This window comes from Bosea sp. 124 (genome assembly GCF_003046175.1).
In the GTDB taxonomy this organism is placed as follows: Bacteria; Pseudomonadota; Alphaproteobacteria; order Rhizobiales; family Beijerinckiaceae; genus Allobosea.
Genome location: NZ_PZZM01000001.1, coordinates 1956680 through 1982301 on the forward strand (window position 1 = coordinate 1956680; position 25622 = coordinate 1982301).

Sequence of the window (25622 nt, forward strand, 5' to 3'; positions counted from 1 at the left end):
CGGAGGCGCATGCTGCACCCCCAACCGTTCCATCACGCCGGACTGCTGTCGAGATAGAGGCAGAGCTGCTGGTAGGAGGCGTGGAAACCGCTGTTGCCGGCGAGCCATTTCAGCCCGACCGGCAGCTCGATCGTCCAAGCCGTCGCGCCCGAGGCGGCGATGGCCCGGTCGAGATCGGAGATCGCGATCTCATAGCCGCCGACGCTGCTCTGGCGTGGTCTCTGTATGCGTCGGAGCTTGCGCAGCACCTTTCGCATCAGGCGCTCGGCCCAGGCCAGGCGGCGCTCGCCGCCGAGCGGGCTGATCAGCCGGAAGAGATCGTCCTGCTGCTTGACGAACCCGTCGCCTGGCCAGAGCGGCTGCAGCACCGAATGGAAGTAGGCCGGCGGGCAGCCCTTCGAAAAATAGATCGCGTGGCAGATGTCCATGACCCGCGCGAACTCGGCCGGATCGAGGTTGGAGGCCTCGCCATGCTGTGAGGCGAAGCTCTGCAGCCTGCCGCGATAGTCGAGATAATGGGAGCTGATCTCGGAAGGGTTCTCGGCGAACCAGTAATAGGTCTGCCACTTGTCGCGGTCCGGCTCCGCCGCGGGCCCTGAGCGGCGGGCCGCATAAAAGCTCGGAAAACGCTTCACCTTGCCCTTCAGCAACGCGGCGCAGGACTGGAACAGCTCCTGGAAATGCAGGCTCGGAAGCTCGGCCGCCCCGACGAAAATGTCCTGCAGGTCCGGGGCGCGGAAGACCCCGTAGAACATCGATTCGTAGTTCTGGCAGAGCCGGAAGACGCGGGCTCCGGGATGGGCTGCCTCGTTGCTCGGCCCGGCATATTCGCGTGTGACCAGCAGCCGATGGCCGTGCTCGCCGAAATTGATGTAGAGCCCATGGGCGCAGACATAGCCCTCGTTTCGCTCGAGCGTGAGGATGGCTTCCTCCAGCCCGGCCGGAAAGACGAGGTCGTCGTCAGCGCAAAGCGAGACCGTCGGCGTTCGCACTTCCTTCAGCCCGTCCCGGATCTTGGCGACCATCGGGACGGTGTTCGGAAAGGCGATATGCCGGCCGGACGCCGCTACCTCCGCGACCATGCGGCTGTTGTCCTCGGCGATCTCCGGCCGGCTGGAATCAAGGACCAGCAAGTGCAGATCGGGCGCTTGGCGAGCGTAATAGCTCACCAGGCGCCGCAGCAGTTCCGGGCGGTTATAGGTCGGGATGACGAGCGTATGGTGGCCGAGTGGGCTGCGTCGTCCGACGATCGCATCTGTCATGGCAACGGGGCTCTTGGCAAAGGCGGGCGTCGAGGGCGGAGGAGCGGGCAGGCGGCCGGGCCCTCAGGCCGCGGCCGGCATCAGATAGGACACGCCGGGCCGCTGCAGCCGGCTTGCGACCGCCTTGGCCACCGGCGTGATCAGCGTCAAGTAGACGATGCTGCCGTCCGCGACCGCGTCGGGAGGCAGGATCGGCCGCCCCAGGAACTCGGCTCCGCTGCGGCTCGGATCCTCGTCCACGAAGAACGAGACGTCGTCCCCGACGACGCCGAAGAGCCACATCGCCGCGACCGAGCTGCCAAAGATGCCGAACTTGCCGCCGCCCGCGATGGCACGCCTGGCGCCCGCGACAACCGCATGCAGCCAGTCGAGCTGGCCCTGTACGCGCTCGATCGCTTCCCGCGCTGAGGGCATCGGCGGCAGCGTCGCGACCGGACCCGAGCGGGTCGCGATCATCGACAGCTCCTTGGTCACCCAATCGTCGGCGACGACCGGGACGCCGAGGCCCGCGCGCTTGGCCACCATCGCCAGATGATGCCGGGTGAAATGCGAGACGTGGTCGGCGATCAGGAGATCGAACGGCGTCACAGCCGCGTTCGGAACTTCGACGAAGAGGCAACCCGTATCGCTGAGCTTGTCGCGCAGGGCCATGAGCCCCTCGCGCGGATCGACGAAATGCTCGAGCGCATGCATCATGGTGATGACGTCGAAGCCGCCCGGAAGCTCATTGAGCGAACCTGTATAGAAGCGGTCGAAGCCCGGAATCGCCTTGAGCTCCGCAAGATGCAGATCGCTCAGCTCGTGGCCGTTTAGGCGCCAGCCGGGGCGGGCCTGCGCGAAGGCCTTGAGCATGACACCGTTGCCACAGCCGACATCGATCAGCGCGCCCTCGTCGCCGAGGCCCCTGGCCGCAGCCAGCTTGTCGATGATAACGTTGCTGCGCAGGCGCGGCCGGCCGACCGCCGCGTCGAACACGGCCTGCTCGACGCCGCCGGACTGGAAATAGGGCTGATAGTTCTCATAGATGCCGTGGGCCTCCTTCTGCCAGGCGGCATCGGTCGGCTTCTGCACCGCGCCGCAGGAGAGACAGGCCATTAGCCGGCCCCCGGCCGGGAAAGCCTTGCAATCCGAGGTCACGCGCGAGAGGCTGGGATAGTCGCTGAACTCATGGAGTTCGAGCCCGCCGCAGATCCGGCAACTCTGCGCAATGTTTGTCATCGGTACCGATCTTCAGCTTGCTATCGGGAATGCCACGGTCGACAGGTCGGGGGGCCAATATCGCGGCTGTTCTATGGTAATCGTTTCGTCCCGGCAAGCACTGGCCGGACGCCTCAAGTTCCCCCACACCACCAGTTCTGCAAGGGGATGCGGAGGCGTGGACGCCGCAGCAGCGAAAGGGCCAGGAAGCGCGCCCGCGCGACGAAATCCCCGACATTGCCATAAGCCGCAGCGCGCTCGAGATCGAGATAAGCAAGCAGATCGCTGCGTTCGCGCTCCATGACCCCCGGCATCGCCGCCAGACCCTGCATGATGCGCTCAGCCGCCTCCTCGACGGCCGCCGGCCGCGCGTTGCCGCCCCGCGCGATGGAGGCGCCCATAACGTCGGCCACCAGAAGGCGCCCGCCGGCCAGCGCGAAGCGCAGGAACCATTCGAGATCCTCCAGGCGGCGGAGGCCTTCCGGCAGCGGGCCGCACAGTTCGAAGGCGCTTCGCCGCGTCAGCAGAGTCGTACCGGGGCAGAACCAGCAACCGGCGAAGAAGTCAGAGCGCGAGCGGGATGGGACGGGCAGCCGCCGGCGCACCACGCGCCCGGCTTCCGTCTCCTGCCAGCCGCAGGCCACCGCGACGAGCTCGCCCGGGTGTTCGGCGAGAAGCCTCCGCTGTGCCGTGAGCTTACCTTCCAACCAGACGTCGTCGGAATCGAGGAAGGCGACCAGCGGTTTTTGGGCGTGGGCGAGCCCCAGATTGCGCGCTCCGGCAGCACCGAGATTGATCTCGCTGCGCAGGAGCCTGACCGGCGCAGCGAAGGAACTCATGGCCGGGAGCGCGATCGGGGGCGACGAGCCGTCGTCAACAACGAGGATCTCGTCATCCGCGCAGAGCTGCGCCGCGGCAGAAAGGATCGCCAGGGAGAGCGAGGCCTGACGGCCGAAGACCGGAATGATAACGGATACGCCGTCTACGATATCGAGCGCCACTGCATCGGTTCCTGGGAGCGTTATCATAATCCAAGGGTCTATACGTCAGCACGTAAGGAGCCGTCCGACGAATGGGACGGGTTCTGCTTCATGCCGCTCGGCCGACAAGCGCCGGCCGTCACCTCATACTGCGTGATAGGTTTCAGCATGCACGATGCGTGCATCGACATAGTTGGTCACGCCATCGCCGATCGCCGATTCCCTGCGCCCAAACTTGATGCCGTCGCCGACAGGAACGACGACCGCCAGGTCGCCAGGCCGCCGCGGGCTCAGATAGCCGATGGCAACCCAATCGCCTGAGGCAAGCCGATCGATCAGGTATTTGTGCCCTGCGCCCTTGTCGATCTGATATTCAGCGATGCTTAAGATCCCCCACAGCAGCGGGTGCGGTCCGTCGATCGACGAGGTTGCTCTCGTTACGGGCGCCGAGCGCCCCCAGAGCTCTGAAATGGAGTAACCCCGCTCCCAGGATTCCATCGGGGCGGAGTGCTTGCGGTCGGACAAGAAGGGAACTCCTTTAGCTGCGTGATTCTACCCATCCTAGACCGATTTCCGATGCTTCTTCACCCGGCGCGGCATCACCTGGGGGCAGGCTGTCGCCGGGCTGTGCGCGGAGGCCGGAAGAGCGGCTGAGATTGAATGGGCCACCGGACCGAAAACAAGACCGCCCGCGCCGAAGCGAGAACGACCGACGCAGAACCCGACGCTGCCCTCAATATCCGAGGATGAAGCGACGGTGCCTGCCGCTACGGGAATTGACCCTCGTCAGGAGAGACACTATTCCCGTTCAGATGAAAGCGCTGTCGCAGCCACGTTTCGAGTGCCCGGCCTGCGGATCGCCGTCCGTCTTGCTCCCCAGGCCGCTATCCAACGATGCAATCGTCCGATGCCGCGAATGCGAGAAGGGCCTTGGAACATGGTTGAGCTTCCAGGAGCGCGTCGCGGCCACCTTGAAAGCCTCCGGCCAACCGGTATCCGCCGACCCTATCCTGCAGAATTGATGGCAACAGTCACGATCGGTTTCTCACAAATGGCACGCGTAGCGCGGCGCCAATAGGTCTTGCGCGCTGGAGCGGATGCCCCTCCGAAACTCCAGAATTGGCGCCGTCTTCCCGATCGACAACGATTGGTTTACCAGGAGCCTTGGCTACGGCTGACTCCCTCCAAGCATGAAAAAACCATCCGAGGGCGACGGTCGGGCCGGACCTGGCTTCGTTGCCAACGCTGTGGGCGCGGGATAGGTTGGCCAGCGTTTAAAATGAGGCTGGGTTGAATGTTCAATTTGTTGACGTGGGCGCGCGATCTTCTTGGTACGCGCGAATTATTGAACCAGCTCGAAGAACGAGACGCAAAGATCTCTGATCTCGAAAGTAAAATTTACGATCTTACAAGATATGGAAACCCTACATACGACGCCGATCATATGCGCTTATGGAATAAAAACGTCAGTTTCATGCGGGATCCTTTATTTAGAAAGGCGTATAATATTGGTATAAATTCGGATCATGGCCTAGGTATTCCCGGGGCAATAGATATCCATATTGAATATAGGATTGCCGTCTGCTGTTGGGCAGCTTGGCATTGTCGGCAGTTGGCTGGAGATTTTGTCGAATGCGGCACAAACACAGGGATAATGTCGTTGGCAATTTGCGATTATATTGATTTCAATGCAACTAAAAAGAACTTTTATCTATTTGACACTTATGAAGGCATCCCCCTTGAGCAAATTACCGAAGCAGAAAGCCATGCTCTCCAGCAGAACGCCGCCTACCGCGATTGCTTTGACATCGCTAAGAAGAATTTTTCCCCATACCCAAGGGCAAATCTTGTCAAGGGTAAGGTGCCAGACACGCTTTCGGTCCCGGATATCGATAAGGTCTGCTATCTTATGATAGACATGAACATCGCCGCCCCCGAGCGCGCAGCGCTGGAATTCTTTTGGGATAAGATCGTCCCCGGCGGCATCGTGCTTTTTGACGATTACGGTTGGGCCGGCTACGAAGCTCAAAAGGAGGCGCATGACAAGTTTGCGATGACAAAGGGTCTTCAGATATTCAATCTCCCAACCAGTCAGGGCATGCTTATCAAGCCTCCAAAATAGCCGACCGATCTGGTTCTAACGGGTTCGCTGGCACCAGCAAGGTAACCAACATCAAAACAACGTCGGAGTATATACCCCCTCAAGCCAGAACACGTCGATATTGTCGCCGTGGCGCGGGAAAATCTTCGGTGAGCAACCATCAAAGGGCAGGACATAGTCCTCCCCGACGCGGGCGGGCGTTGGGCCAACTGCTGCGATCAGACGCGCGCGATGATCGAACGCTTTTCAGATCTGGGTGCTGTCATCCACTATCTCCAATCGGCCAATACCGGCTTTGAAACGCGGCACATCAGGCAGGCGCTCGTGGAGTATGCAGCTTCGATGGGGGGCATGCTCGAGCGGATGTATCCTTATTTCGCCAAGCACATGGTCAGCTTCGAAGAAGCGCCCCTATCAACAGTCGAGGCGGTCACGACAACACGTGAGCGTTTAAGCAGTACACCTCTCCTTTATCACATGCGCATCATCATGCGGATGGCCCAATATTGTTGCCCTCAAACCATTGTGGAGATCGATGGCGCGTATGGCGCTCCTGGACGCGTCTGGATGACAAACGACCTGCACAAGCCGCCCCAGTATATCGACATCGATTTCGCGGAATCGCCCTTCTGCGCCGATGTCTATTTGTACGCTACAATGCCAGTTCTAAATATCTTCGATCTTTATCACGGAGAGAGTCTCCCGGCCTCTAACACCAGATGCGCGTGCAGCGGGGTCGATTTCGCGTTAATTCTTGATGAATATTTGGCAGCGCTGGTGCTCTGCAGTGAATTGGCCATCAAGTCGTGGATGAGTTTCAAGTTTCTTGAATCTTTGTCGTTGATGGAGCCCGCAAGGCTTGCTCAGTCGAACGGCCTCAGCCATGGCTCGATGAGGAGGATAGTAGCTTGGGGATTCTGAATCTAGCAGCAAACAGCTTGGCGCCGCAACGCGGCAGTATCTCGCAAAAATTTGTCCTGATGCTGTTCGTTTCCGTGGTCGCATTCACGGCCGTCATCGCGGGCTTCGTGGCCCTGGCGGATCCGTACGGAGTTTCTCCGATTAAGGTTGCCCGTTCAGGGCTGAACAGCACCAAGCTGAAGCGCCTCAACATCGACCGGCAGCTCAAGCCCTACGAGGTTTTGCGCTATCAGCCCGACACGGTCTTCATAGGGACATCACGGGTGAACCAGTCGCTCGACCCTGCCATCCTCGATGGAGCGCGCTTCGGGCTGTCTTATAATGCAGCGATCCCGGCGAGCACGCTCTCGGAAAACGAGGCGAGCCTGAGGCTTTTCTTCCGGCTGGCCCCTGGGATTAAGAATGTCCTGATGGAAGTTTTCTTTTACAATTTCACCCGTGACCAGTCTCCGACTCCTGAATTCGCGATCAGCCAAGTTGCCGCTGACGCTGTCGCCCTGCAATTCAGCTTTCAGGCGCTGAGGCAGGCGATCGAGACCGTGCAGTACAACCGCATCACCGATGCGATCCCCGCCCATATGGAGCCACGTGGATATTGGGTGCCGGATTCCTGGTCCAAGCCCGGCGAAATTTTCCAGCTGCAGCCGTTCGTCACCTCGATCATCGCCGCGGAAAGAAGCCATCCCCTGCAGGGTCTGAAGCAAAGTGCTGAGGTCAGGCTGGATCAAATCGTGGCCCTGGCGAAGGCTCACGATGTGAACCTGACATTGCTGGTGCTGCCATCGCATGCCTGGGATGACTACCGGCTCCTATCGCTCGGGCATTGGGGGAAGCTGGAAGATTATTATCGTCTTCTCGCCCGGTACCAGAACGTCGTCTCGTTCACCCAGCCCAACGAAGTGACGCAAGAGCCCGCGCGTATCGGCATGCGATGGTGGTACGATCCAGTCCACCCGAGTCTCGATATGGGACGGATGGCGCTGCGGGCCTTGAACGGGGATCTCTCCGGTGCACCCCGCAACTTCATGGCCAGGATCACGCCAGAGGCGGTCGACCAGCTTCTCGCCAAACGCAAGGCCGCCGCGAAGCAATGGGCCGTCGAAAATCCCGAATTCGTCGAGCAGTTCGAAGCTGAAAAGGCGCGAGTGCTGCATTAGCGGGTTCACTATGGCCGCTTGGAACTCACAAGGCACGTGAGAGTATCGGCTCTCGTCAGTGCGAGCGAATGGATGGCATCAAAAACGCTGTCCAGCCGAAGGCGCCTGCAAAGAGCTCGCCATCAGCGAGATTTTGGAGCGGGCGATCGGGATCGAACCGACGACATTCAGCTTGGGAAGCTGACGTTCTACCACTGAACTACGCCCGCATGCGTCCGGCGCGGGCTCTCGCCGCGAGCCGGAGCAGGGCGTTCATAGCGGGTCGTGCGGCAGGTGTCATCCCGGAATCACGCGACACGCACGAGGCCGCTGCGGCGCCATGAGCCGGCGCCTCTCGCTCAGCTGTGAAAATGCTTGGAGAGCTTGAGGGCCTGGCCCTGATAGTTCGACTTCAGCCCGGCGCCATAGAGCGCCGCGGGGCGGCTGGCCATCGCCTCATAGACCAGCCGGCCGACGATCTGGCCGTCCTCGATGATGAAGGGCACGTCGCGCGAGCGCACCTCCAGCACGGCGCGGGCGCCCTGGCCACCAGCCGCGCTGTGGCCGAAGCCAGGATCGAAGAAGCCGGCGTAATGGACGCGAAACTCGCCGACCAGCGCATCGAAGGGGGTCATCTCGGCGGCGAAATCCGGCGGGACATGGACCGCCTCCTTCGAGGCCAGGATGTAGAACTGGCCGGGATCGAGGATCATCGCGCGCGAACCATCCGACGGAATCGGCTCCCAGAACTCGGAGGCGCGGTAAGCGCCGACCCGGTCGACATCGATCAGCGCGGTGTGGTGCTTGCCGCGATAGCCGATCAGCCCGTCGAAGCCCGCGAGATCGACGCTGACGGCGACGCCGCCCTGGAAGGATGGCTCGGCGGCGCTGACCAGCGTCTCGCGCTGGTGCAGTTCTTCGAGCGCGCGATCGTCGAGCTTCGTCTCGCCGGCTCGGAAGCGGATCTGCGAGAGCCGGGAGCCGGAGCGCACCAGAACCGGGAAGGTGCGCGGCGAGATCTCGATGAAAAGAGGCCCCTCATAGCCGTCCTCGACGAGATCGAACTCGCGGGCGCGATCGGTGATGACGCGGGTGAAGACGTCGAGCCGCCCGGTCGAGCTCTTCGGATTGGCGGCGGCGCGCAGGCCCGGCGGAAGGCGCAAGCCCTCCATCAACTCGGCGATGTAGACGCAGCCGGTCTCAAGCACCGCGCCACGCGTCAGGTCGATCTCGTGCAGCGCGAGCTGGTCGAGCCGGCTCGCAACCGTCCGCTCCGGGCCGGGCAGAAAGCTGGCGCGGACGCGATAGGCCCGCTCGCCCAGGCGCAGATCGAGGCTCGCCGGCTGGATCTGGCCGTCGGCCGGAGGCCGGGCGAGCCTGATCGCGCCGCCTTCGACGAAGGCGCGGATGCAATGGTCTGGCTGGATGCCGGGCTTGAAGGGCAGCATGCGATGTCCGCAAAAAGCAATCGGCTACAGCTAGCGAAGGCCGCGGCAAAGGCCAAGTATCGGGCTCTCCGGCGGCGAACGCCGCGTGGGGTTGTCCACGCGAGAATCGCGAATTGCGGCAGGCCACTCGACCCGGCGCGCATGATCGCGCCCCGGCCCTGCTCGAAAACCGCATTCCCCTTTTCGGGCTGAGGCTCTAACAAGACAGCATGCTAGCCGGGCCGGCGCATCAGGAATGGGGCCGTCACGATGTATCAAGCGGAGACGCATGGCGTGCGCGTGACCGCCGTGCCGAGCTTCATGGAGGCTGAGTCCTCGCATGCGCAGGGCCGCTATTTCTGGGCCTACACCATCGAGATCCTCAATCTCTCGGCCCAGACCGTGCAGCTCATGAGCCGCCACTGGGTCATCACCGACGGGCGCGGCGAGGTCCATCAGGTGCGCGGCGACGGCGTCGTCGGCCAGCAGCCGGTGCTGCGCCCCGGCGAAAGCTACAGCTACACCTCGGGCTGCCCGCTGATGACGCCCGACGGCTCGATGGGCGGCTTCTACGCCATGCTCGGCGAGGACGGCGCGATCTTCGATGTCGAGGTGCCGCTCTTCCCCCTCGATTCCCCTTATGTGAAGAAGGTCCTGCATTGACTGCCACCTCGCCAACAGGGCAGCGCTACGCGCCGCTCGACATGCTCGCCAAGCTCGTCGCCTTCGACACGGTGAGCCATAAATCCAACCTACCGCTGATCGCCTTCGTGGAGGCGTATCTCGCGGACTGGGGCGTCGCCTCCATCCGCATCCCCAACGCCGCCGGCGACAAGGCCGCGCTGTTTGCGACGATCGGCCCGCAGGACCAGGGCGGCGTGCTGCTGTCTGGCCATACCGACGTCGTCCCGGTCGAGGGACAGGCCTGGAGCCGTGACCCGTTCACGCTGCATGTCGCGGACGGGAAGGCCTATGGCCGCGGCGCGGTCGACATGAAGGGTTTCATCGCGCTGGCGCTTGCGCTGGTGCCGGATTTCCTGGCGGCCGGACTCAAAACGCCGATCCACCTGTTCTTCTCCTATGACGAGGAGGTCACCTGCCTTGGCGTCGTCGACGGCATCGCGCGGATGGGCAAGGATCTGCCGAAGCCCCGCGCCGTCATCGTCGGCGAGCCGACCTCGCTCGAACTGGCTGACGCCCACAAGGGCATCCGGACCTTCTTTACGGCGATCACCGGCGTGCCGGCGCATTCCTCAAAGCCGCATCTCGGCGCCAGCGCCGTGCATGGCGGCATCCGGCTCGCGGCCGGGCTGGTCGGTTTCGCCGACGAGCGCGAGGCGAGCCCCGACGACAGCGGCCGCTTCGACCCGCCCTACGACACCGTGCATGTCGGCAAGTTCCATGGCGGCATCGCCCGCAACATCCTGGCCGATCGCTGCGATCTCTCCTGGGAGGTCCGCATCTTGCCGGGCTCCGACCCCGAGGACGTTCCGGCGCGGTTCGCCGCGCTCTCGCAGGAGGTGCTCGCCCGGATGCGAAAGACCGCGCCTTCCGCGACGATCGAGACGGTGATGAGCTCGGACGTTCCCGGCCTCGCGCCCGATCCAGGCTCGGAAGCCGAGACGCTGGTGATGCGGCTCGCCGGGCGCAACCGCACTATCGCGGTCGCCTATGCGACGGAAGCCGGGCATTTCCAGCGGGCGGGACTGCCGACCATCGTCTGCGGGCCGGGTTCGATCGACCAGGCGCACCAGCCGGACGAGTTCATCACGCTGGAACAGTTTTCCGCCGGCGAGGCCTTCATGCGCAAGCTGATGGCGGAGTGCCGGGGCTGAGAGCCACCCGGGCGGTCCCGCCTCACGGGGCCGCCGTTTCCGCCTCGATCAGCCGCACCAGTTCGTCGAGAGCGGACAGGCGAGGAATGCGCCGGTAGCGCGGCTGCCCTGCCGGCTCCTCGGCGTGCTCCAGCGCCCAGGTCAATTCGTGCGGGATGTGCACGGCCCATGCGCCAGCCTCCAGCGCGGGCAGGATATCGGATTTGAGCGAATTGCCGACCATCATCGCCCGCTCCGGTCCTTCGCCATGGCGGGCGAAGACGCGGCGATACATCTCCGCGGTCTTGTCGCTGACGATCTCGACACCATCGAACAGGTCGCCCAAGCCGGACTGCGCCAGCTTGCGCTCCTGGTCGAAGAGATCGCCCTTGGTGATCACGACGAGCCGGTAGTCCCCTGCGAGCTGTTCGAGGGTCTCGCGCGCCTCGGGCAGCGTCTCGACCGGATGAGCGACCATCTCGCGGCCGGCGGCGAGAATTTCGCCGATCACGGACGCCTTCACCTCGCCTTGGGTGATTTCGATCGCGGTCTCGATCATCGAGAGGACGAAGCCCTTGATGCCGAAGCCGTAGAAGCCAAGGTTGCGGCGCTCGGCCTCGAGCAGACGGCCTGAAATCTCGGCCGCTTCGCCATGGGCGCCGAGCAGGGCGACGAAGCGCTCCTCGGTCAGGCGGAAGAACTGCTCGTTCTGCCAGAGCGTATCATCGGCATCGAAGCCGATCGTGGTGAGACTGCGCCCCATCGAACCCCCGGGCTTCGGGCCGGCTCCGGGTCAGGCCCCGGTGGACAGGCCATCCTCGACCTCGGTCGCCTCAAAGACATAGCGCCGCGAGCAGAACTCGCAGGTGATCGCCAGCGTGCCGTCATCGGCGACCATCGCCTTCCGATCCTCGGCCGAGAACCCGCGCAGCATGCCAAGCACGCGCTCGCGCGAGCAGCGACAGTCCTCATGCACCAGCACCGGCTCGAAGACGCGCGCGCCGCGCTCATGGAACAGCCGGTAGAGCAGGCGTTCGCTTTCCAGCAGCGGGTCGAGCAGCTCGTGATCCTCGACCGTCTCGACCAGCGAGCGCGCCTCGGCCCAGGCATCGTCAGCGATGCCGTCCGGGTCCGCGCTGGTCAGAATCTCGTGGCCTTCCGGTGCATCGCCGGGGTGGAGATCGGCGGCGCGCAGGCGATCCACCGAATGCGGCATGAACTGCACGAGCAGGCCGCCGGCGCGCCATTGCCGGCCCTCGCCAGTGACGATCGAGCCGACGCCGAGGCGAATCCGGCTCGGAATCTGCTCGGACTGGCGGAAATACTGATGCGCCGCCTCTTCAAGGCTCTGGCGGGCCAGGGCCACCACGCCCTGATAGCGCGTCGTGGCGGAGCCCTGGTCGACCGTCATGGCGAGATGGCCTTCGCCGAGCAGATCGCCGGTGCCGACCTTGCCCTCGGCCACAGCCCGGGCGAGCGCCGACTCATCGAAATGGGCGACGGCGCGATAGACGTCGGGCGCATTGAAATCGACGACCATCATCGAGATCGGCCCGTCGCTCTTGGTCTGGAGCTGGAAGCGGCCCTCGAATTTCAGCGCCGTGCCGAGCAGCACGGTCAACGCCGCAGCCTCCCCCAGCACGCGCGCGACGGCCTCCGGGTAGCCATGGCGGGCGAGAATGGTGTCGATCGAGGCCCCGAGCCGCACAACACGGCCACGCACGTCGAGATCGGGCACCGTGAAGGGCACGACCCGGTCGTCAAGCGCGGCCGTCGCCGCGCCGATGTCGGAATCGGCCATCAGGCGGCTACCCCGCCGAAGCACCAGGCCAGAATGCCCTTCTGCGCGTGCAGACGGTTCTCGGCCTCGTCGAACACGGCCGATTGCGGCCCGTCCATCACCGCGTCGGTGACCTCCTCGCCGCGGCTCGCCGGCAGGCAATGCATGAAGATCGCATCCTTCTCGGCGCGGCCGAGCAGGCGCTCGTCGACCTGATAGGGCCGCAGCAGGTTGTGGCGCGTGCCCTCCTCGTCGCCCATCGAGACCCAGCAATCGGTGATGACGCAATCGGCGCCCTCGACCGCGGCCTCGGGCCGGGTGGTCAGCGACAGTTTCGCGCCCTGCTTTTTGGCCCAGTCGAGCAGCGCCGGCGGCGGCGCCAGTTCCTCGGGCGTCGCGATGGCGAGCTCGAAATCGAGCCGGCCGGCGGCGTGGACCCAGGAGGTCAGGACATTGTTGGTGTCGCCGGTCCAGGCGATGCGCTTGCCCTTGATCGAGCCCTTGCGCTCCTCGAAGGTCATGACGTCGGCCATGACCTGGCAAGGGTGCTGGCGCTTGGTCAGCCCATTGATCACCGGCACGGTGGCGTATTTCGCCATCTCGACCACGGAATCATGGTCGAGCATGCGAATCATGATCGCATCGACATAGCGCGAGAGCACGCGGGCGGTGTCGGCGATGGTCTCACGCTCGCCGAGCTCGATCTCCTGGCCCGTCACCATCATCGGCGAGCCGCCGAGTTCACGGATGCCAACATCGAAGGAGACGCGGGTGCGCAGCGAGGGCTGCTCGAAGATCATCGCGATGACCTTGCCTTCGAGCAGGCGATCGGCGGCGGCATCCGGGGTGCGGCGACGCGACTTGATCTCCTCGCCGGCGCGCAGAATCGCGCGCAGCTCGGTGGCGGAGAAATCGGAGAGATCGAGGAAATGGCGCGTCACGGACGCTTCCTTCGCTTCGCGGGAATGAACGGTTCAGGCGTTATTCGGCGGCGGGCCGCTTCAAGCTCGCCTCGACGGCTCCGGCCGCGCGGTCGAGCCGTGAGACGGCGTCCGCCACCTCGGCATCGCCTATGATCAGCGGCGGCAGCAGGCGCACGACATTGTCCCCGGCCGCGACAACCAGCAGCCCGGCGGCCCGGGCCTCGGCGACGAAGTCGGTGTTCGGCGTGTGCAGCTTGAGGCCAAGCATCAGGCCCTCGCCGCGGATCTCGGCGATCACCTCGGGATGCTTGTCCTTGAGCTCCGCCAGCGACTGCTTCAGACGCAGCGAGGTCTGCGCGACGTGGTCGATGAAGCCCGGCGCCAGAATGACGTCCAGCACCGCATTGCCGACGGCCATGGCGAGCGGGTTGCCGCCGAAGGTGGTGCCGTGCGTGCCAAGCGTCATGCCCGAGGCCGCCTCCTCGGTGGCGAGGCAGACACCCATTGGGAAACCGCCGCCGATGCCCTTGGCGACGGACATGATGTCGGGCGCAACGCCCGACAGTTCATAAGCGAAGAACTTGCCGGTGCGCCCGACGCCGGTCTGGATCTCGTCGAAGATCAGCAGCAGACCGTGCTCGTCGCAGAGGTCGCGCAGCAGCCGCAGGAAGCGCGGCGGGGCCGAACGGAGGCCGCCCTCGCCCTGGATCGGCTCGACCATGAGCGCGGCGGTCTCGGGACCGATGGCCGCGCGCAGCGCCGCCTCGTCGTCGAAGGGCACCTGGTCGAAGCCCTCGACCTTGGGGCCGAAGCCCTCGATGTATTTCTGCTGGCCGCCGGCCGCGATCGTGGCCAGCGTGCGGCCGTGGAAGGCGCCCTCGAAGGTGATGATGCGGAAGCGCTCGGGATGGCCCTTCGCGGCGTGATACTTGCGCGCCATCTTGATGGCGCACTCATTCGCCTCGGCGCCCGAATTGGTGAAGAAGGCGCGCTCGGCGAAGGTCGCCTCGCAGAGCCTGCGCGCCAGCTTCTCGCCCTCGGGCATCGTATAGAGGTTGGAGGTATGCCAGATCCTGCCTGCCTGCGCCGTCAGCGCCTCGACCAGATGCGGATGGGCATGGCCGAGCGAATTGACGGCGATGCCGGCACCGAAATCGAGATAACGCGCGCCATCGGCCGTGATCGCCCAGGGGCCTTCGCCGCGCTCGAAGGCGACGGGCGCGCGAGCATAGGTCGGCAGCAAAACGGAGGTGGCAGCGGAAACGGGAGCAGAGGCCATGGGATGCGATCCTCGCGACGGGCGGTATGAGAACGGATTGGCGCTGGACTGAAAACAGTGGTCCGGGCGGGCCGGCGGCAGGCTCTTAGCTGCACAGCCGATTGCGACCCGGCGACGACGTTATCGTCGCAGCCAGCTTCCGACTTCTCGTCGCGCCGTCATCCGCATCGTGGAAGACCCTGATCTTCAAAACATAAGCGCCGCCCGAGAGGGCGGCGGAGGTTGTTGAACAACTATGCAAAAGGACAGCGCTCCTGTCAATTCCACGGCGCGCCGCCGCGTGATCCGTGCCGCAGCGGCAGTGTTGCCGAAAGGATTCGCTTGACGCGCGATTGACGAATCGCCTGGGGAAAAAGCGATTTCCGATTCGCCGACTCTTGTGGCCGAGTCAGGGCATCTTGTATGGTCGCCCTCGTCAGATACGACATCTCGTGCGGCGACCCCTGTACCATCAGTTTCGGCTGTAACGGCTTCCGTTGAGCGACGGACGCCGCCGGTATCGGTTTCCGCCATGATCCGCCCATAGGCCAGTTCCGTCAGGAACCGGCCGGAGAAGACAGGTGAGCCCGATGAACGAAGCCGGAGCATGGACGGAAGAGCGCGTCGAGCTTTTGAAGAAGCTCTGGAGCGACGGTCTGAGCGCCAGCCAGATCGCGGCCGAACTTGGCAGCGTGACGCGCAACGCCGTGATCGGCAAGGTGCATCGCCTCGGTCTTTCGGGGCGGGCCAAGAACCCGGCGGCCGCCAGCACCCCTCGGGCGGCCAGCACCCCGCGCAAGGCGCCGACGCGCTCGCCGAGCCACCCGATGGGCGGCCAGGGCGCAAGCCAGGGCGGCATGACGCGGGGCGCGAATGCGCTCGCCCCGCAATATGCGCCGGAGGCAGAGCCCGAGACCGCGCAAGAGCCGATGCCGTCCGAGGATGTGGTGATCCCCTTCTCCGAGCGCGTCACCATCATGGACCTGCGCGAGTATATGTGCCGCTGGCCGATGGGCGATCCGACGACGCCGGAATTCCGCTTCTGCGGCGGCCGCTCCCAGACCGGCATGCCTTATTGCAGCTACCACGCCCGCATCGCCTACCAGCCGGCGGCGGACCGCCGCCGCGACCGCAGCCGGGTGGCGCGCGGGTGAGGCGTCAAGCCTGAACGAGTATGAGAAAGCCGGCCGCGAGGCCGGCTTTTTTCGTTGAGGAGCCGGCTTCCGCGCGAGCCTCCGATCAGCGATGCTGGCGGCGCCCGAGCGTTTCCAGATACCGGCTCCAGCGCGAAAGCGCGAAGCAGATCAGCCAGTAGATCGAGCCCGAGAAGACATAGGCCTCCATGCTCATGCCGACCCAGGCCGGGTCCGCCAGCGAGGCCTGGGCGATGCCGAGCAGATCGAGGATCGAGACCACCAGCACGAGGGTGGTGTTCTTCACCAGTGCGATGAACTCATTGGTCATCGCCGGCAGCGAGATGCGCAGCGCCTGGGGCAGGATGATCAGCCCGGTCGCCTTCCAGTAGGTCAGGCCGAGCGCGGTCGCCGCTTCACGCTGGCCCGATGGCAGCGCCTGCAATCCGCCGCGCACAGCTTCCGCCATATAGGCGGCGATGACGAGGCCGAGCCCGATCACGGCGCGCGCCAGACGGTCGATGCCGATGCCGCCGGGCAGGATCAGTGGCAACAGGAGCGAGGCGAGGAAGATCACCGCGATGATCGGCACACCGCGCCAGAATTCGATGAACAGCACGCTGATCAGCCGGACAACACGCAGCTCCGATTGCCGGCCGAGCGCCAGCAGGATGCCGAGCGGAATCGCGATCAGGCTGGCATAGACCGATATGAACAGGGTCAGCATCAGCCCGCCCCATTCGCGCGTCTCGATCGGCTGCAGGCCGAAACCGCCGCCGAGCAGCCAGATGCCGAGCGGCGGCAGGATGATGAGCGCCGCAATGCCCGCCTTCAGCCGCAGCCGCGGGGGGGCGAAGACGACGGCGGCCGTGCCGAGGACGAAGGCGAGGCCGGCGAGATCGGCGCGCCAGCGCTGGTCGCCCGGATAGAGCCCGTACATGAACTGGCCGAAGCGCGCCTTGACGAAGACCCAGCAGGCGCCGCCCGCCGCGCAGTCGGCCCGCGTCGTGCCGCGCCAGGTCGCGTCGATCAGCGCCCAGCGGATGATCGGGACGGCGATCCAGGCCAGCACAAGGGCGAGCAGGACCGTGACGATGCCGGTCGCCGGTGTGCCGAACAGGCGCTGGCGCCAGACGGGGGTTGCCATCGCGCTCATCGAGTCACCAGCGCGATCCTGGCATTGTACCAGTTCATGAAGGCGGAGACCGCGAGGCCGATGACGAGATAGACGGCCAGCGTCATCGCGATGATCTCGATGGCCTGGCCGGTGTTGTTCAGCGCCGAGCCCATGAACAGGCTGACCACATCAGGATAGGCGATGGCCGCGCCGAAGGACGAGTTCTTAAGCACGTTGAGGTACTGGTTGGTGAGCGGCGGGATCATCACGCGCAGCGCCTGCGGGATGGTGACGAGGCGCAGGATGCGGACGGGTCTCAAGCCGAGCGCCGAGGCCGCTTCGACCTGGCCATGCGGCACCGCCTGGATGCCACCGCGGACGATCTCGGCGATGAAGCCGGCCGTGTAGGTGACGAGCGCGGCGAGCAGCGCGACGAACTCCGGGATGACCACGAAGCCGCCGCGATAGTTGAAGCCGCGCAGCACCGGGATGTCCCAGCGCGTCGCGAGGCTCGCCCAGGCAATAGCGAGCGCCGGGACGAGCACGATCAGGACGAGCCCGATCGCGAGCATCGGCGCGTCCTGCCCCGTGCGGTCCTTGCGGCGACGGGCCCAGAGCGAGACCAGCCATTGCGCCAGCCATGACAGCAGGATCGCAGCGACCGCCCAGCGGAAATTCGCGGGCGCATCCGGCAGCGGGATCGTCAGGCCGCGGTTGTTGAGGAAGGCGACGCCGAAGACGCTGACGCTGTCGCGTGGCGCCGGCAGGGCGGCGATGACGCCGAAATACCAGAACAGCACGAAGAACAGCAGCGGGATGTTGCGGACGAACTCGATATAGGCGCCGGCGATGGTCGAGAGCAGCCAGTGCGAGGACAATCTGGCGATGCCGACGAGGAAGCCGAGACCCGTGGCGAGAACGAGCGCCACCACCGTCACCAGCATGGTGTTGGCGACGCCGGCCCAGAACAGATCAAGAATTGTGCCGGCGCGGGTGTAGTCGGTCAGCACGAAGGGCACATCGATGCCCGAATTGCGCCAGAGGAAGTCGAAGCCCGAGGCGATGCCGGCCTTGACCATGTTCTCCGAGGCATTGCGGACGAAGAACACGGTCAGCGCCAGGAGCCCGACAACGAGCGCGACCTGATAGATCACGTCACGGACGCGCTTGTCGTTGAAGAGGGCGAGAGCTTTGCTCACAGGGGCGACGCCATTGGCTTCGCGGCGTCATTCTCGGGCTGGGCAACGCCCGAACCCGAGAATCGCGTGACGCGAATGCTGGTTTCCGAGATGGCCGGGTCAAGCCCGGCCGTGACGAACCGCTCTCACTGGAACGGCGGCGTGAAGAGCAGGCCGCCCTTGGTCCAGAGCTGGTTCTGGCCGCGCTCGAGCTTCAGGCCCGAACCCATGCCGACCGTGCGCTCGAAGCTCTCGCCGTAGTTCCCGACCTGCTTGATGACGTTGTACATCCAGTCGTTCGAGAGGCCCATCGTCGCGCCGAAATTGCCCTCCGCGCCGAGCAGACGGCGAACTTCCGAGTTCTTGGAGCTGGCCTTCATCTGGTCGACATTGGCGGAGGTCACGCCCAGCATCTCGGCGGCGATCGTGCCGTTCAGCACCCAGCGCACGATCAACTGCCAGCGCTCGTCGCCCCAGCGCGTCACCGGCCCCTGCGGATCGTTCGAGATCGGCTGGGTCAGGATGATGTGGTCGCCGGGAACCTTGAGCTTGGCGCGCTGGCCGGCGAGCGCGCCGACGCCGGCGGTGTAGGCGTCGCAGCGGCCGGCGTCATAGGCGGCGATGGCGTCGTCGTTCTTCTGGAAATTGGTGATGGTGACCTTGAGGTTGCGCTCCAGGAACCAGTCGGAGGCGTTCTTCTCCTCGGTCGAACCCGCGGCGACGCAGACCGAGGCGCCGTCGAGTTCGGCCGCGCTCTTGGCGTTGGTGGCCTTGCGGACGATGAAGGTCTGGCCCTCGTAGAAGTTGATGCCCTGGAAGTTCAGGCCGAGCGAGGCGTTGCGCGAGAAGGTGATGGTCGAGTTGCGCGAGAGCAGGTCGACCTGGCCCGATTGCAGGATCGGCCAGCGCTGCTGCACCGAGGTCGGCGTGAACTTGACCTTCTTGGCGTCGCCGAGCACCGCGGCGGCCAGTGCCTTGCAGTAATCGACGTCGAGACCGGTCCATTCGCCCTTGTCGTCGGCGAAGGAGAAGCCCGGCAGGCCGAGATGCACGCCGCATTCGATGTTGCCGCGCGCCTTGATCGCGTCGAGGGTCGGGCTGGGAGCCAGTTGCTGGGCGCCAGCCATGGAGGCGCTCGCGGCCAGGATGGCGGTCACCGCCAGAAATCTCATCGTCATGATCGTCGTCTCCCCGAAGCCGTCAGCGGCTTTCTGCATTGAGCGCGCGACTATGCAACAGACGGGCCGCGAGCGGTAGCGGGGTCGACCTCGCGCTTTCAGCTTCCGAACACGGTGTTGAGCTGGCTGCCGACCATGATGAAGGTGGTGCGCTTGGGCATCTCCTTGAGGCGGACCGCGCCGATATAGGTCATGGCCGAGCGCACGCCGCCCATCAGCTCCTGCATCGTGCCCTCGACCGAGCCGCGATAGGGCACCTCGACGGTCTTGCCCTCGGAAGCGCGGTATTTGGCGACGCCGCCGGAATAGCGCTTCATCGCCGTCTCGGAGGACATGCCGTAGAAGGTCATTGCGACGGGGATCTTCTCGCCATCGCGCTGCTCGTAGCGGATGTCGCCCTCGCATTCGTCATGGCCGGCCAGCATGCCGCCGAGCATCATGAAATCGGCGCCGGCGCCATAGCCCTTGGCGAGGTCGCCCGGCACGGTGACGCCGCCATCGCCGCAGACCAGCCCCTTCAGCCCATGCGCCGCATCGGCACATTCGATGATGGCGGAGAGCTGCGGATAGCCGACGCCGGTCATCTTGCGCGTGGTGCAGACCGAGCCCGGCCCGATGCCGACCTTGACGATATCGGCCCCGGCCAGAATCAATGCCTCGGTCATGTCGCCCGTGACGACATTGCCCGCCATGATCGTGGCGTCGGGAAAGTCCGCCCGCGTCGCCTTGACCGTGTCGACGAATTTCTCGGTATAGCCATTGGCGACATCGAGGCAGATCTTCGTGATCGGCGATTGCGCGTGGACGCGCGCCAGCTTGTCGTGATCGGCCTCCGTCGTGCCGAGCGAGTAGAAAGCGTTGGCGGAACCCGGCTCGCGGAAGAAGGCGGCGAGCTCATCGGCGCCGTAATGCTTGTGCAGCGCCACCATCGCGCCGTGCCGCAGCAGGGCGCGCGCCATCGCCATGGTGCCTACAACATCCATGTTCGCCGCAATCAGCGGGAAGCCGGTCCAGTCCTTGCCGGTATGGGCGAAGCGGAAGGAGCGATGGACGTCGACCTCGGCGCGGCTGCCAAGCGTCGAGCGCTTCGGGCGAATCAACACGTCGCGGAAATCGAGCTTGGGGTCGTTCTCGATGCGCATGATCGGACCTTCGCGGCTGGCTTCGAGCACGCGCGGGCCAAGGGGCGCCAGGAGATGCGTGCGCCGATTCATAACCGCAGGCGGCCGCGCGGGGCAATCCGGCCGCGCCGGCGGCTCAGGCCGAGGCCGGCTCGCGCGGGAAGGGTCGCGCATTCTTGCGGATGGTGTAGAGCGTCGCCGCGATGACGATCGCCGCCCCGATCCAGGTCGAAAGCGCCGGAATCTCGGCGAAGAAGACAAATCCGGTGAAGCTCGCCAGGATCAGCCGGCTGAAATCGAGCGGGGCCAGCGCCGCCGCCTCGCCGACCTGATAGGCGCGGGTGATCAGCCATTGCCCGGCCGTGCCGAACAGGCTGAGCACGATCAGCCAGACCCACTGTTCGCGATCGGGCGGAACCCACCAGAGCCAGGCCGGAACCGCGAGCGCCGCGACCAACACGATGCCCTGCCAGATCAGGATGGTGTCCGTGCGCTCGGTCGCCGCCAGCATCCGTACGCTGACGGTGATGCCGGCACTGAACAGCGCGCCGCCGACCGCGAGCAGCGCATAGATGTCGAGCCCCTCGCTCGTCGGCCGCAGCATGATGAGGACGCCGACGAAGCCGATCAGGGTCGCGGCCCAGCGCCGGGCATCGACGACCTCCTTCAGGATGAGGACGGCCGCGATGGTGACGAAGAGCACCTGGCTGAAGCCGATGGCCGTGGCCTGGGCCAGCGGAATCCTGATGACCGCGGTGAAGCCGCAGAGCATGGCGATCAGCGTCAGTGCACCACGGAAGACCTGCAGGCCCGGCCGCGTGGTGCGCATCATCAGGCGGAAGCTGCCGGCTGAAAAGGCGAGGATGACCAGGCTCATGATGATCTGGCGGACCAGCAGAATCTGGACCAGCGGCAGCACGCCGCCGACATGCTTGATGGCGCCGACCATCACCGCATAGACCAGCAGCGCCGAGAGCATGTAGACCGAGCCGCGCAGATTGGGGCTCGCGCCCGCCCACCAGGCCCGAAAGCGATGGCGACCCTGCGCGAGCCGGCTTCCGGGCCCCGCGGCCAGTCCATCGACCGGCGGCGTCGGCAGGTGGGCGATCCGGGTCTCGCCCGGGGAATCCATGATGCTCAACGGCGCTTCTGTCTCGGGCGAACCGTCCCCGTCTGCCGCGCGGCCCTGCCGCCCGGTCTGCCGTTCTTCGCTCATCGACCTCGACCATCGGCCTGAGGCTTTGAGGCCTGGCCCGTTTCCGTCCCTGTCATGGATTGATCGACGAAAGCGGGCGCGTCCGCCAGCGCCGGCCGGACATGCCCGGGTTGTGCCGGCGCGATACGCCGGGAGGGCAGGCGCGGCATGCCCCATCAGGGCTTTGCGAGGGCTGCCATGCGGTCTAGGAGAGCGCCGCATCGTCGCAACGCCCGGATCGACCGCATGACGACCTTCCCTCCCCGGCACGCGCCTGCAGGAACATCGCCCTGTGCCGTGCCGGCGGGCCGCTCCGGAGCCGGCGCCGCCGGATGAAGGCGCTTCTCTCCGATTTCGTCGAGGGCCTGCGGGCACTGGGCCCGGCGCGTTTTCCCTATGGGCGCTTCGCGCTGGCGCTGCTGCTCGGCGGCACCGGCGGCTGGCTTTTCGTCCAGGCCCGGCTGCCGCTGCCCTGGATGCTGGGTTCGATGGTGTTCTGCACGGCGGCGGCATTGCTGCGCTGGCCCGTCGCGGCGCCCCCGGTCATCCGCCCGCCGATGACGATGGTGATCGGCGTGATGCTCGGCGCCGGCTTCAAGCCCGAGGTGCTGGCGCAACTGCCGAACTGGCTGCCGACGATGATCGGCCTCGTGCTGTTCATGGTCGCCTGCGCCGTCGCCTGCGTCGGCTATTTCCGCCGCGTCGGCGGCTTCGACCCGGTCACGGCCTTCTTCGCCGGCATGCCGGGCGGCCTGCTCGAAATGGTCACGCTCGGCGAGGAGAAGGGCGGCGATGCGCGCATCATCGCGCTCATCCATTCCGCCCGCATCCTGCTCGTGGTGATGACGCTGCCCTTCATCGTGCAGTGGATCGGTGGCGTGCCGGTCGGCGGCAACCGCGTCGCCGGCCCCTCGTTGATGCAGACGCCGCTCTTTGCCGAACTGATCCTGCTCGCCTGCGGCATCGCCGGCATCGTCGTCGGCCACTGGCTGCGGCTGCCGGCGAAGTTCCTGCTCGGGCCGATGCTGGTCAGCGCCATCGTCCATGTCTCGGGGCTGAGCGATTCCGTGCCGCCCTTCGAGATCGTCAACGCGGCGCAGCTCGTTCTCGGCATCACCATCGGCTGCCGCTTCGTCGGCACGCCGCCGCGCAGCATCCTGGGCGTGCTCGCGCTTTCGGTCGGCTCCACCGTGATCCTGCTCTCGCTGACGCTCGGCTTCGCCTGGGTCGTGGCGAAGGTCTCGGTCCATGGCCATGTGCCGCTGATCCTGGCCTATTCGCCGGGCGGGCTCGCCGAGATGAGCCTGATCGCGCTGGCGCTGCACACCGAAGTCGCCTTCGTGGCAGCGCACCACATCATCCGCGTCTTCCTGGTGATGATCACGGCCGGGCCGCTGTTCGGGCGGATCATCGGCGGCCGCACGGCGGTCGACACCAAACAGGACGAGTGACGCTGGCGGTCTTCCCCGCTAGCGCGCAGCCGCCAGCCCTCGCTCCAGCGCATCGGCGAGGGCCTGACGCTGCAGCGCCATGAAAGTTGCGCCATCGACGCGCTGGCGGTCACCCGCGCGGATGGCCGCGACCCGTGCCGCCAGCTCCGTCGCGAAGGCTTCCGCCGTATCGGCGCGCGTGACATTGGCGGGCATCGCCGTGAAACCCCGGCAGGAAACGGTCGTCGCCACCGCCGGCAATCCGAGCTCCAGCGCCTCGATGGTCTTGAGCTGGACGCCCGTTCCGGCCCGGCTCGACAGGGCGACGATCCGGCAGGAGCGCAGGAACGCATCGGCGGCCCGCACGCGCCCGAGCAGGGTAACGCGGGGCGGGGCGGGCGGCATGCCGGCCGGGAGGCGGCCGGCGACCGCGACCGTGATGTCCGGCGGCAGCAGCGGGCAGACCTCGCGCAGGAACCAGTCGAGTCCGATGAAATTCGGCGCCCAGGTCCAGGTCCCGATCAGGCCGACGTCATAGGCCGGGGCGGATTCGGCGGCTGCGGGCGGTGCCGCCACGCGCTCGCTCGAAGCCAGCGGCAGCACGGCCGACCGGGCGGCGAGGTCCGGCCCCAGCGCCGCGCGATCCTCCTCGGCCAGGGTCCAGACGAAACGCGCCGCCTGCCACAGCCGCCGCTCGATCCGTTCGAGAAGCCGCGCCTCGCGCGTGAAAAGCCAGCGAAGCAGCGGGTTTCCGGCATGAAGCGCACTCTGCCGCGCCGAAGCGTGCTCGATATTGTGCTCGACGAGGACGCAAGGGCCGAGCGTCAGCAAGTCCGGGAAAGCACCGGGCAGCATCACCGAATTCAGCACGATGGCGTCGAAGGGCCCGTTCGCCCGCACCGCCTCGACGAGACGGCCGGCGCCCGCCAGGCGCAATTTGGCGCAGGCGACAGGCAGGCCGCCGCGCAGGGCTTCCGCGATCCATCGCAACCGGCGCCCGGGCGTGACGACTGCATTCTCGATATCCGCCTCCGCGATCACCACAGCGCGCGCCGGATCGGCCGGAGCCTCGCCCGGGCGCGTGAAGCCGAAGGCTTTGACCTCGTGGCCGGCGGCGCGCAGAGCATCGAGGATCGCGGCATTGGCGATCTCGAAACCGGTATCGGGCCGAGCGACGGGAATGAGCGCGGTGAGGAAGGCGAGTCGCAAGAGAGTAGCCCATGGCGGCAGGATGGCGGCGAACGCCGGTGCGGCGCAGCAAGGCCCCGCGCGAGGGCGCCGGTCAAGCGCCACAAGCGACCATGACCACCGCATTGTCGCCCAGGACCCCGCCAATCGCGCCATTGCGATCACGGAACCTTAAGCCGGCCATGCCCAAGCTGAATCCACCATGGCCGTGACGGAACAGATGCGCAGCAATGACGGCGACACCGCGCGCGGACAGCGCTCCGTGACGGGTTTTGGCCTGCCCGAGAGCTTCAGCGTGCTCGCGGCCTCACCCGCTGCGGCGCTCGCCGGCGTCGAGAGCGTGGTCTGCGTGCCGACCTTCCGCCGCCCCGACCTGCTGGAGGCGACGTTGCGCTCGCTGGCGGCACAGCAGGGCGGCCATGAGTTTGCGATCATCGTGGTCGAGAACGAGGGCGTCGAGCGCGCCGGGGCGATCCGCGCCGCGTCGCTGCTGGAGGCCGGCCTGTTCCGGGGGCTGGTCATCGTCGAGCCGCGCCAGGGCAACTGCAAGGCCTACAACGCCGCCTGGCGCTGCGCGCTGACGCGCTTCCCTGCTCTGAGGCAGGTTCTCGGCATCGACGATGACGAGCGGGCGCAGCCGCTCTGGCTCGACGCCTTCCTGCGCGCCGCGAACGAGGCTCCGGCTGAGCTGTTCGGCGGCTCCGTCACCCCGGAATTCGAGGACGCCTCGCGTGCCTGGCTGAGGGCGCATCCGGTCTTCCGCTCGCATTACGAAGTCTCCGGCCCCGTGCCGATCCTCTATTCCAGCGCCAACTACCTGATCCGGCGCGAGGTGCTGGGACGGCTCGGCTTCCCCTTCCTCAATGAGGATTTCGACTTCACCGGCGGCGGCGACAGCGACTTCTTCGCCCGGGCGAAGGCCGCCGGCTTCCGCTTCTGGTGGGTCCAGGAGGCGGCGCAGCGCGAGATCATGCCGGCACGACGCAGCGAATTCGGCTGGATCGTCGCGCGCGCACTGCGGAACGGTGCGATTTCGGCGGCGATCGAACGACGCAGCCACCCGGGGCCGGCGGGCCGGCTGCGGGTTCTCGCCAAATCGCTGGCGCTGCTCGCGGCGTCGGTGCCGCGCGGCATCGTGCTGGGCCTGAAGACGCAATCAATGCTGGTCGGGCTCTACCACGCGCAGGTCGCGATCGGACGCCTGCTGTCCGAGGTCGGCGTCAGCAACGAGCAGTACCGCAAGCCCGAGGCGAACTGAGCCTCCCGGGCGGCTGCCCTGCCGG

General features: G+C 66.0%; 23 protein-coding genes and 1 tRNA gene. 8 read left to right on the forward strand and 16 right to left on the reverse strand.

Annotated features, from left to right (window positions below; translation table 11 throughout):
* Positions 1-32: 32 nt before the first annotated feature.
* The 4 genes from C8D03_RS09140 to C8D03_RS09155 all read right to left on the reverse strand — a co-directional run bounded on the left by C8D03_RS09140 (position 33) and on the right by C8D03_RS09155 (position 3964).
* Positions 33-1262 (reverse strand): TIGR00180 family glycosyltransferase, encoded by a 1230-nt coding sequence (locus C8D03_RS09140; protein ID WP_108045979.1) that lies wholly within the window; start codon positions 1260-1262, stop codon positions 33-35.
* A gap of 63 nt (positions 1263-1325) precedes the next feature.
* Entirely contained in the window at positions 1326-2480 is a 1155-nt protein-coding gene (locus C8D03_RS09145) for a class I SAM-dependent methyltransferase (RefSeq protein ID WP_108045980.1), read from the reverse strand.
* Positions 2481-2593: 113 nt separating this feature from the next.
* Positions 2594-3460 carry a glycosyltransferase family 2 protein gene (locus C8D03_RS09150; RefSeq protein ID WP_181300826.1) on the reverse strand — a complete coding sequence of 289 codons (867 nt, stop codon included), beginning with the start codon at positions 3458-3460 and terminating at the stop codon, positions 2594-2596.
* Between the two features lie 123 nt (positions 3461-3583).
* The gene (locus C8D03_RS09155; RefSeq protein WP_146170123.1) at positions 3584-3964 is read right to left on the reverse strand and encodes a hypothetical protein; all 381 of its coding nucleotides are present in this window, start codon (positions 3962-3964) and stop codon (positions 3584-3586) included.
* Positions 3965-4733: 769 nt separating this feature from the next.
* Between C8D03_RS09155 and C8D03_RS09160 the strand changes: the two genes are divergently transcribed.
* From C8D03_RS09160 to C8D03_RS09170, 3 genes are all read left to right on the forward strand, one after another.
* Positions 4734-5561, forward strand: coding sequence for a TylF/MycF/NovP-related O-methyltransferase (locus C8D03_RS09160; protein WP_108045983.1), 828 nt, complete (start codon positions 4734-4736; stop codon positions 5559-5561).
* Positions 5562-5771: 210 nt separating this feature from the next.
* Positions 5772-6461: a hypothetical protein gene (locus tag C8D03_RS09165; RefSeq protein WP_108045984.1), complete on the forward strand. Its 690-nt coding sequence runs from the start codon at positions 5772-5774 to the stop codon at positions 6459-6461.
* Positions 6449-7618, forward strand: a complete 1170-nt coding sequence (locus C8D03_RS09170) for a hypothetical protein (protein ID WP_146170124.1) — start codon at positions 6449-6451, stop codon at positions 7616-7618. The genes C8D03_RS09165 and C8D03_RS09170 overlap by 13 nt, the downstream gene beginning before the upstream one ends.
* Before the next feature lie 134 nt (positions 7619-7752).
* Here the strand turns inward: C8D03_RS09170 and C8D03_RS09175 are convergent.
* Together C8D03_RS09175 and C8D03_RS09180 are read right to left on the reverse strand one after the other, a co-directional pair.
* Positions 7753-7827 (reverse strand) — tRNA-Gly (locus tag C8D03_RS09175).
* Between the two features lie 129 nt (positions 7828-7956).
* Positions 7957-9045: a 2'-deoxycytidine 5'-triphosphate deaminase gene (locus C8D03_RS09180; protein WP_108045986.1), complete on the reverse strand. Its 1089-nt coding sequence runs from the start codon at positions 9043-9045 to the stop codon at positions 7957-7959.
* A 249-nt stretch (positions 9046-9294) separates the two neighbouring features.
* On the opposite strand from C8D03_RS09180, the gene apaG reads away from it, so the two are divergent.
* Both apaG and argE read left to right on the forward strand, forming a co-directional pair.
* On the forward strand, positions 9295-9687 hold the full coding sequence (gene apaG / locus C8D03_RS09185) for a Co2+/Mg2+ efflux protein ApaG (protein WP_108045987.1): 393 nt from the start codon (positions 9295-9297) through the stop codon (positions 9685-9687).
* Complete coding sequence (gene argE, locus C8D03_RS09190; protein ID WP_282568588.1) at positions 9684-10859, forward strand: acetylornithine deacetylase; 1176 nt, start codon at positions 9684-9686, stop codon at positions 10857-10859. The genes apaG and argE overlap by 4 nt, the downstream gene beginning before the upstream one ends.
* A 22-nt stretch (positions 10860-10881) precedes the next feature.
* Here the strand turns inward: argE and C8D03_RS09195 are convergent, their stop codons facing one another.
* The 4 genes from C8D03_RS09195 to C8D03_RS09210 are packed head-to-tail and all read right to left on the reverse strand — an operon-like array spanning position 10882 to position 14820.
* Positions 10882-11601 carry an HAD family hydrolase gene (locus C8D03_RS09195; protein WP_108045988.1) on the reverse strand — a complete coding sequence of 240 codons (720 nt, stop codon included), beginning with the start codon at positions 11599-11601 and terminating at the stop codon, positions 10882-10884.
* 30 nt (positions 11602-11631) lie between these two features.
* Positions 11632-12639 carry an Hsp33 family molecular chaperone gene (locus C8D03_RS09200; RefSeq protein WP_108045989.1) on the reverse strand — a complete coding sequence of 336 codons (1008 nt, stop codon included), beginning with the start codon at positions 12637-12639 and terminating at the stop codon, positions 11632-11634.
* Positions 12639-13559, reverse strand: coding sequence for an ornithine carbamoyltransferase (gene argF, locus C8D03_RS09205; RefSeq protein ID WP_108045990.1), 921 nt, complete (start codon positions 13557-13559; stop codon positions 12639-12641). Before argF ends, C8D03_RS09200 begins: the two co-directional genes overlap by 1 nt.
* 40 nt (positions 13560-13599) lie before the next feature.
* Complete coding sequence (locus tag C8D03_RS09210) at positions 13600-14820, reverse strand: aspartate aminotransferase family protein (protein ID WP_108045991.1); 1221 nt, start codon at positions 14818-14820, stop codon at positions 13600-13602.
* 569 nt (positions 14821-15389) lie between these two features.
* Between C8D03_RS09210 and C8D03_RS09215 the strand changes: the two genes are divergently transcribed.
* Positions 15390-15953, forward strand: coding sequence for a GcrA family cell cycle regulator (locus C8D03_RS09215; protein WP_108045992.1), 564 nt, complete (start codon positions 15390-15392; stop codon positions 15951-15953).
* 85 nt (positions 15954-16038) lie between these two features.
* On the opposite strand, the gene C8D03_RS09220 is transcribed toward C8D03_RS09215, so the two are convergent.
* The 5 genes from C8D03_RS09220 to C8D03_RS09240 form a co-directional block, all read right to left on the reverse strand.
* Entirely contained in the window at positions 16039-17079 is a 1041-nt protein-coding gene (locus C8D03_RS09220) for an amino acid ABC transporter permease (RefSeq protein ID WP_146170125.1), read from the reverse strand.
* A 5-nt stretch (positions 17080-17084) separates the two neighbouring features.
* Complete coding sequence (locus tag C8D03_RS09225; RefSeq protein ID WP_108045994.1) at positions 17085-18248, reverse strand: amino acid ABC transporter permease; 1164 nt, start codon at positions 18246-18248, stop codon at positions 17085-17087.
* Between the two features lie 125 nt (positions 18249-18373).
* Positions 18374-19405: an amino acid ABC transporter substrate-binding protein gene (locus tag C8D03_RS09230; protein WP_465246434.1), complete on the reverse strand. Its 1032-nt coding sequence runs from the start codon at positions 19403-19405 to the stop codon at positions 18374-18376.
* Positions 19406-19503: 98 nt separating this feature from the next.
* Entirely contained in the window at positions 19504-20547 is a 1044-nt protein-coding gene (locus tag C8D03_RS09235) for a GMP reductase (RefSeq protein WP_108051434.1), read from the reverse strand.
* A gap of 115 nt (positions 20548-20662) precedes the next feature.
* Positions 20663-21742, reverse strand: coding sequence for a DMT family transporter (locus tag C8D03_RS09240; protein ID WP_181300828.1), 1080 nt, complete (start codon positions 21740-21742; stop codon positions 20663-20665).
* A gap of 311 nt (positions 21743-22053) precedes the next feature.
* Between C8D03_RS09240 and C8D03_RS09245 the strand changes: the two genes are divergently transcribed.
* Complete coding sequence (locus C8D03_RS09245) at positions 22054-23172, forward strand: AbrB family transcriptional regulator (protein ID WP_108045996.1); 1119 nt, start codon at positions 22054-22056, stop codon at positions 23170-23172.
* An 18-nt stretch (positions 23173-23190) separates the two neighbouring features.
* On the opposite strand, the gene C8D03_RS09250 is transcribed toward C8D03_RS09245, so the two are convergent.
* Positions 23191-24360, reverse strand: coding sequence for a glycosyltransferase (locus C8D03_RS09250; protein ID WP_181300830.1), 1170 nt, complete (start codon positions 24358-24360; stop codon positions 23191-23193).
* A 181-nt stretch (positions 24361-24541) separates the two neighbouring features.
* Between C8D03_RS09250 and C8D03_RS09255 the strand changes: the two genes are divergently transcribed.
* Positions 24542-25597, forward strand: a complete 1056-nt coding sequence (locus C8D03_RS09255; protein WP_248308408.1) for a glycosyltransferase family 2 protein — start codon at positions 24542-24544, stop codon at positions 25595-25597.
* The last annotated feature ends 25 nt before the right edge of the window (positions 25598-25622 follow it).

What these genes read in the sequence shown, in the direction of transcription:
- C8D03_RS09210 (WP_108045991.1), bottom strand. Translation starts at nt 14,820, where the DNA reads ATGGCCTCTGCTCCCGTTTCCGCTGCCACCTCCGTTTTGCTGCCGACC.
- C8D03_RS09255 (WP_248308408.1), top strand. Translation starts at nt 24,542, where the DNA reads ATGGCCGTGACGGAACAGATGCGCAGCAATGACGGCGACACCGCGCGC.
- C8D03_RS09200 (WP_108045989.1), bottom strand. Translation starts at nt 12,639, where the DNA reads ATGGCCGATTCCGACATCGGCGCGGCGACGGCCGCGCTTGACGACCGG.
- C8D03_RS09180 (WP_108045986.1), bottom strand. Translation starts at nt 9,045, where the DNA reads ATGCTGCCCTTCAAGCCCGGCATCCAGCCAGACCATTGCATCCGCGCC.
- C8D03_RS09140 (WP_108045979.1), bottom strand. Translation starts at nt 1,262, where the DNA reads ATGACAGATGCGATCGTCGGACGACGCAGCCCACTCGGCCACCATACG.
- C8D03_RS09235 (WP_108051434.1), bottom strand. Translation starts at nt 20,547, where the DNA reads ATGCGCATCGAGAACGACCCCAAGCTCGATTTCCGCGACGTGTTGATT.
- C8D03_RS09145 (WP_108045980.1), bottom strand. Translation starts at nt 2,480, where the DNA reads ATGACAAACATTGCGCAGAGTTGCCGGATCTGCGGCGGGCTCGAACTC.
- C8D03_RS09220 (WP_146170125.1), bottom strand. Translation starts at nt 17,079, where the DNA reads ATGGCAACCCCCGTCTGGCGCCAGCGCCTGTTCGGCACACCGGCGACC.
- C8D03_RS09215 (WP_108045992.1), top strand. Translation starts at nt 15,390, where the DNA reads ATGAACGAAGCCGGAGCATGGACGGAAGAGCGCGTCGAGCTTTTGAAG.
- C8D03_RS09240 (WP_181300828.1), bottom strand. Translation starts at nt 21,742, where the DNA reads ATGAGCGAAGAACGGCAGACCGGGCGGCAGGGCCGCGCGGCAGACGGG.
- C8D03_RS09165 (WP_108045984.1), top strand. Translation starts at nt 5,772, where the DNA reads ATGATCGAACGCTTTTCAGATCTGGGTGCTGTCATCCACTATCTCCAA.
- C8D03_RS09245 (WP_108045996.1), top strand. Translation starts at nt 22,054, where the DNA reads ATGAAGGCGCTTCTCTCCGATTTCGTCGAGGGCCTGCGGGCACTGGGC.
- C8D03_RS09230 (WP_465246434.1), bottom strand. Translation starts at nt 19,405, where the DNA reads ATGACGATGAGATTTCTGGCGGTGACCGCCATCCTGGCCGCGAGCGCC.
- apaG (WP_108045987.1), top strand. Translation starts at nt 9,295, where the DNA reads ATGTATCAAGCGGAGACGCATGGCGTGCGCGTGACCGCCGTGCCGAGC.
- C8D03_RS09160 (WP_108045983.1), top strand. Translation starts at nt 4,734, where the DNA reads ATGTTCAATTTGTTGACGTGGGCGCGCGATCTTCTTGGTACGCGCGAA.
- C8D03_RS09195 (WP_108045988.1), bottom strand. Translation starts at nt 11,601, where the DNA reads ATGGGGCGCAGTCTCACCACGATCGGCTTCGATGCCGATGATACGCTC.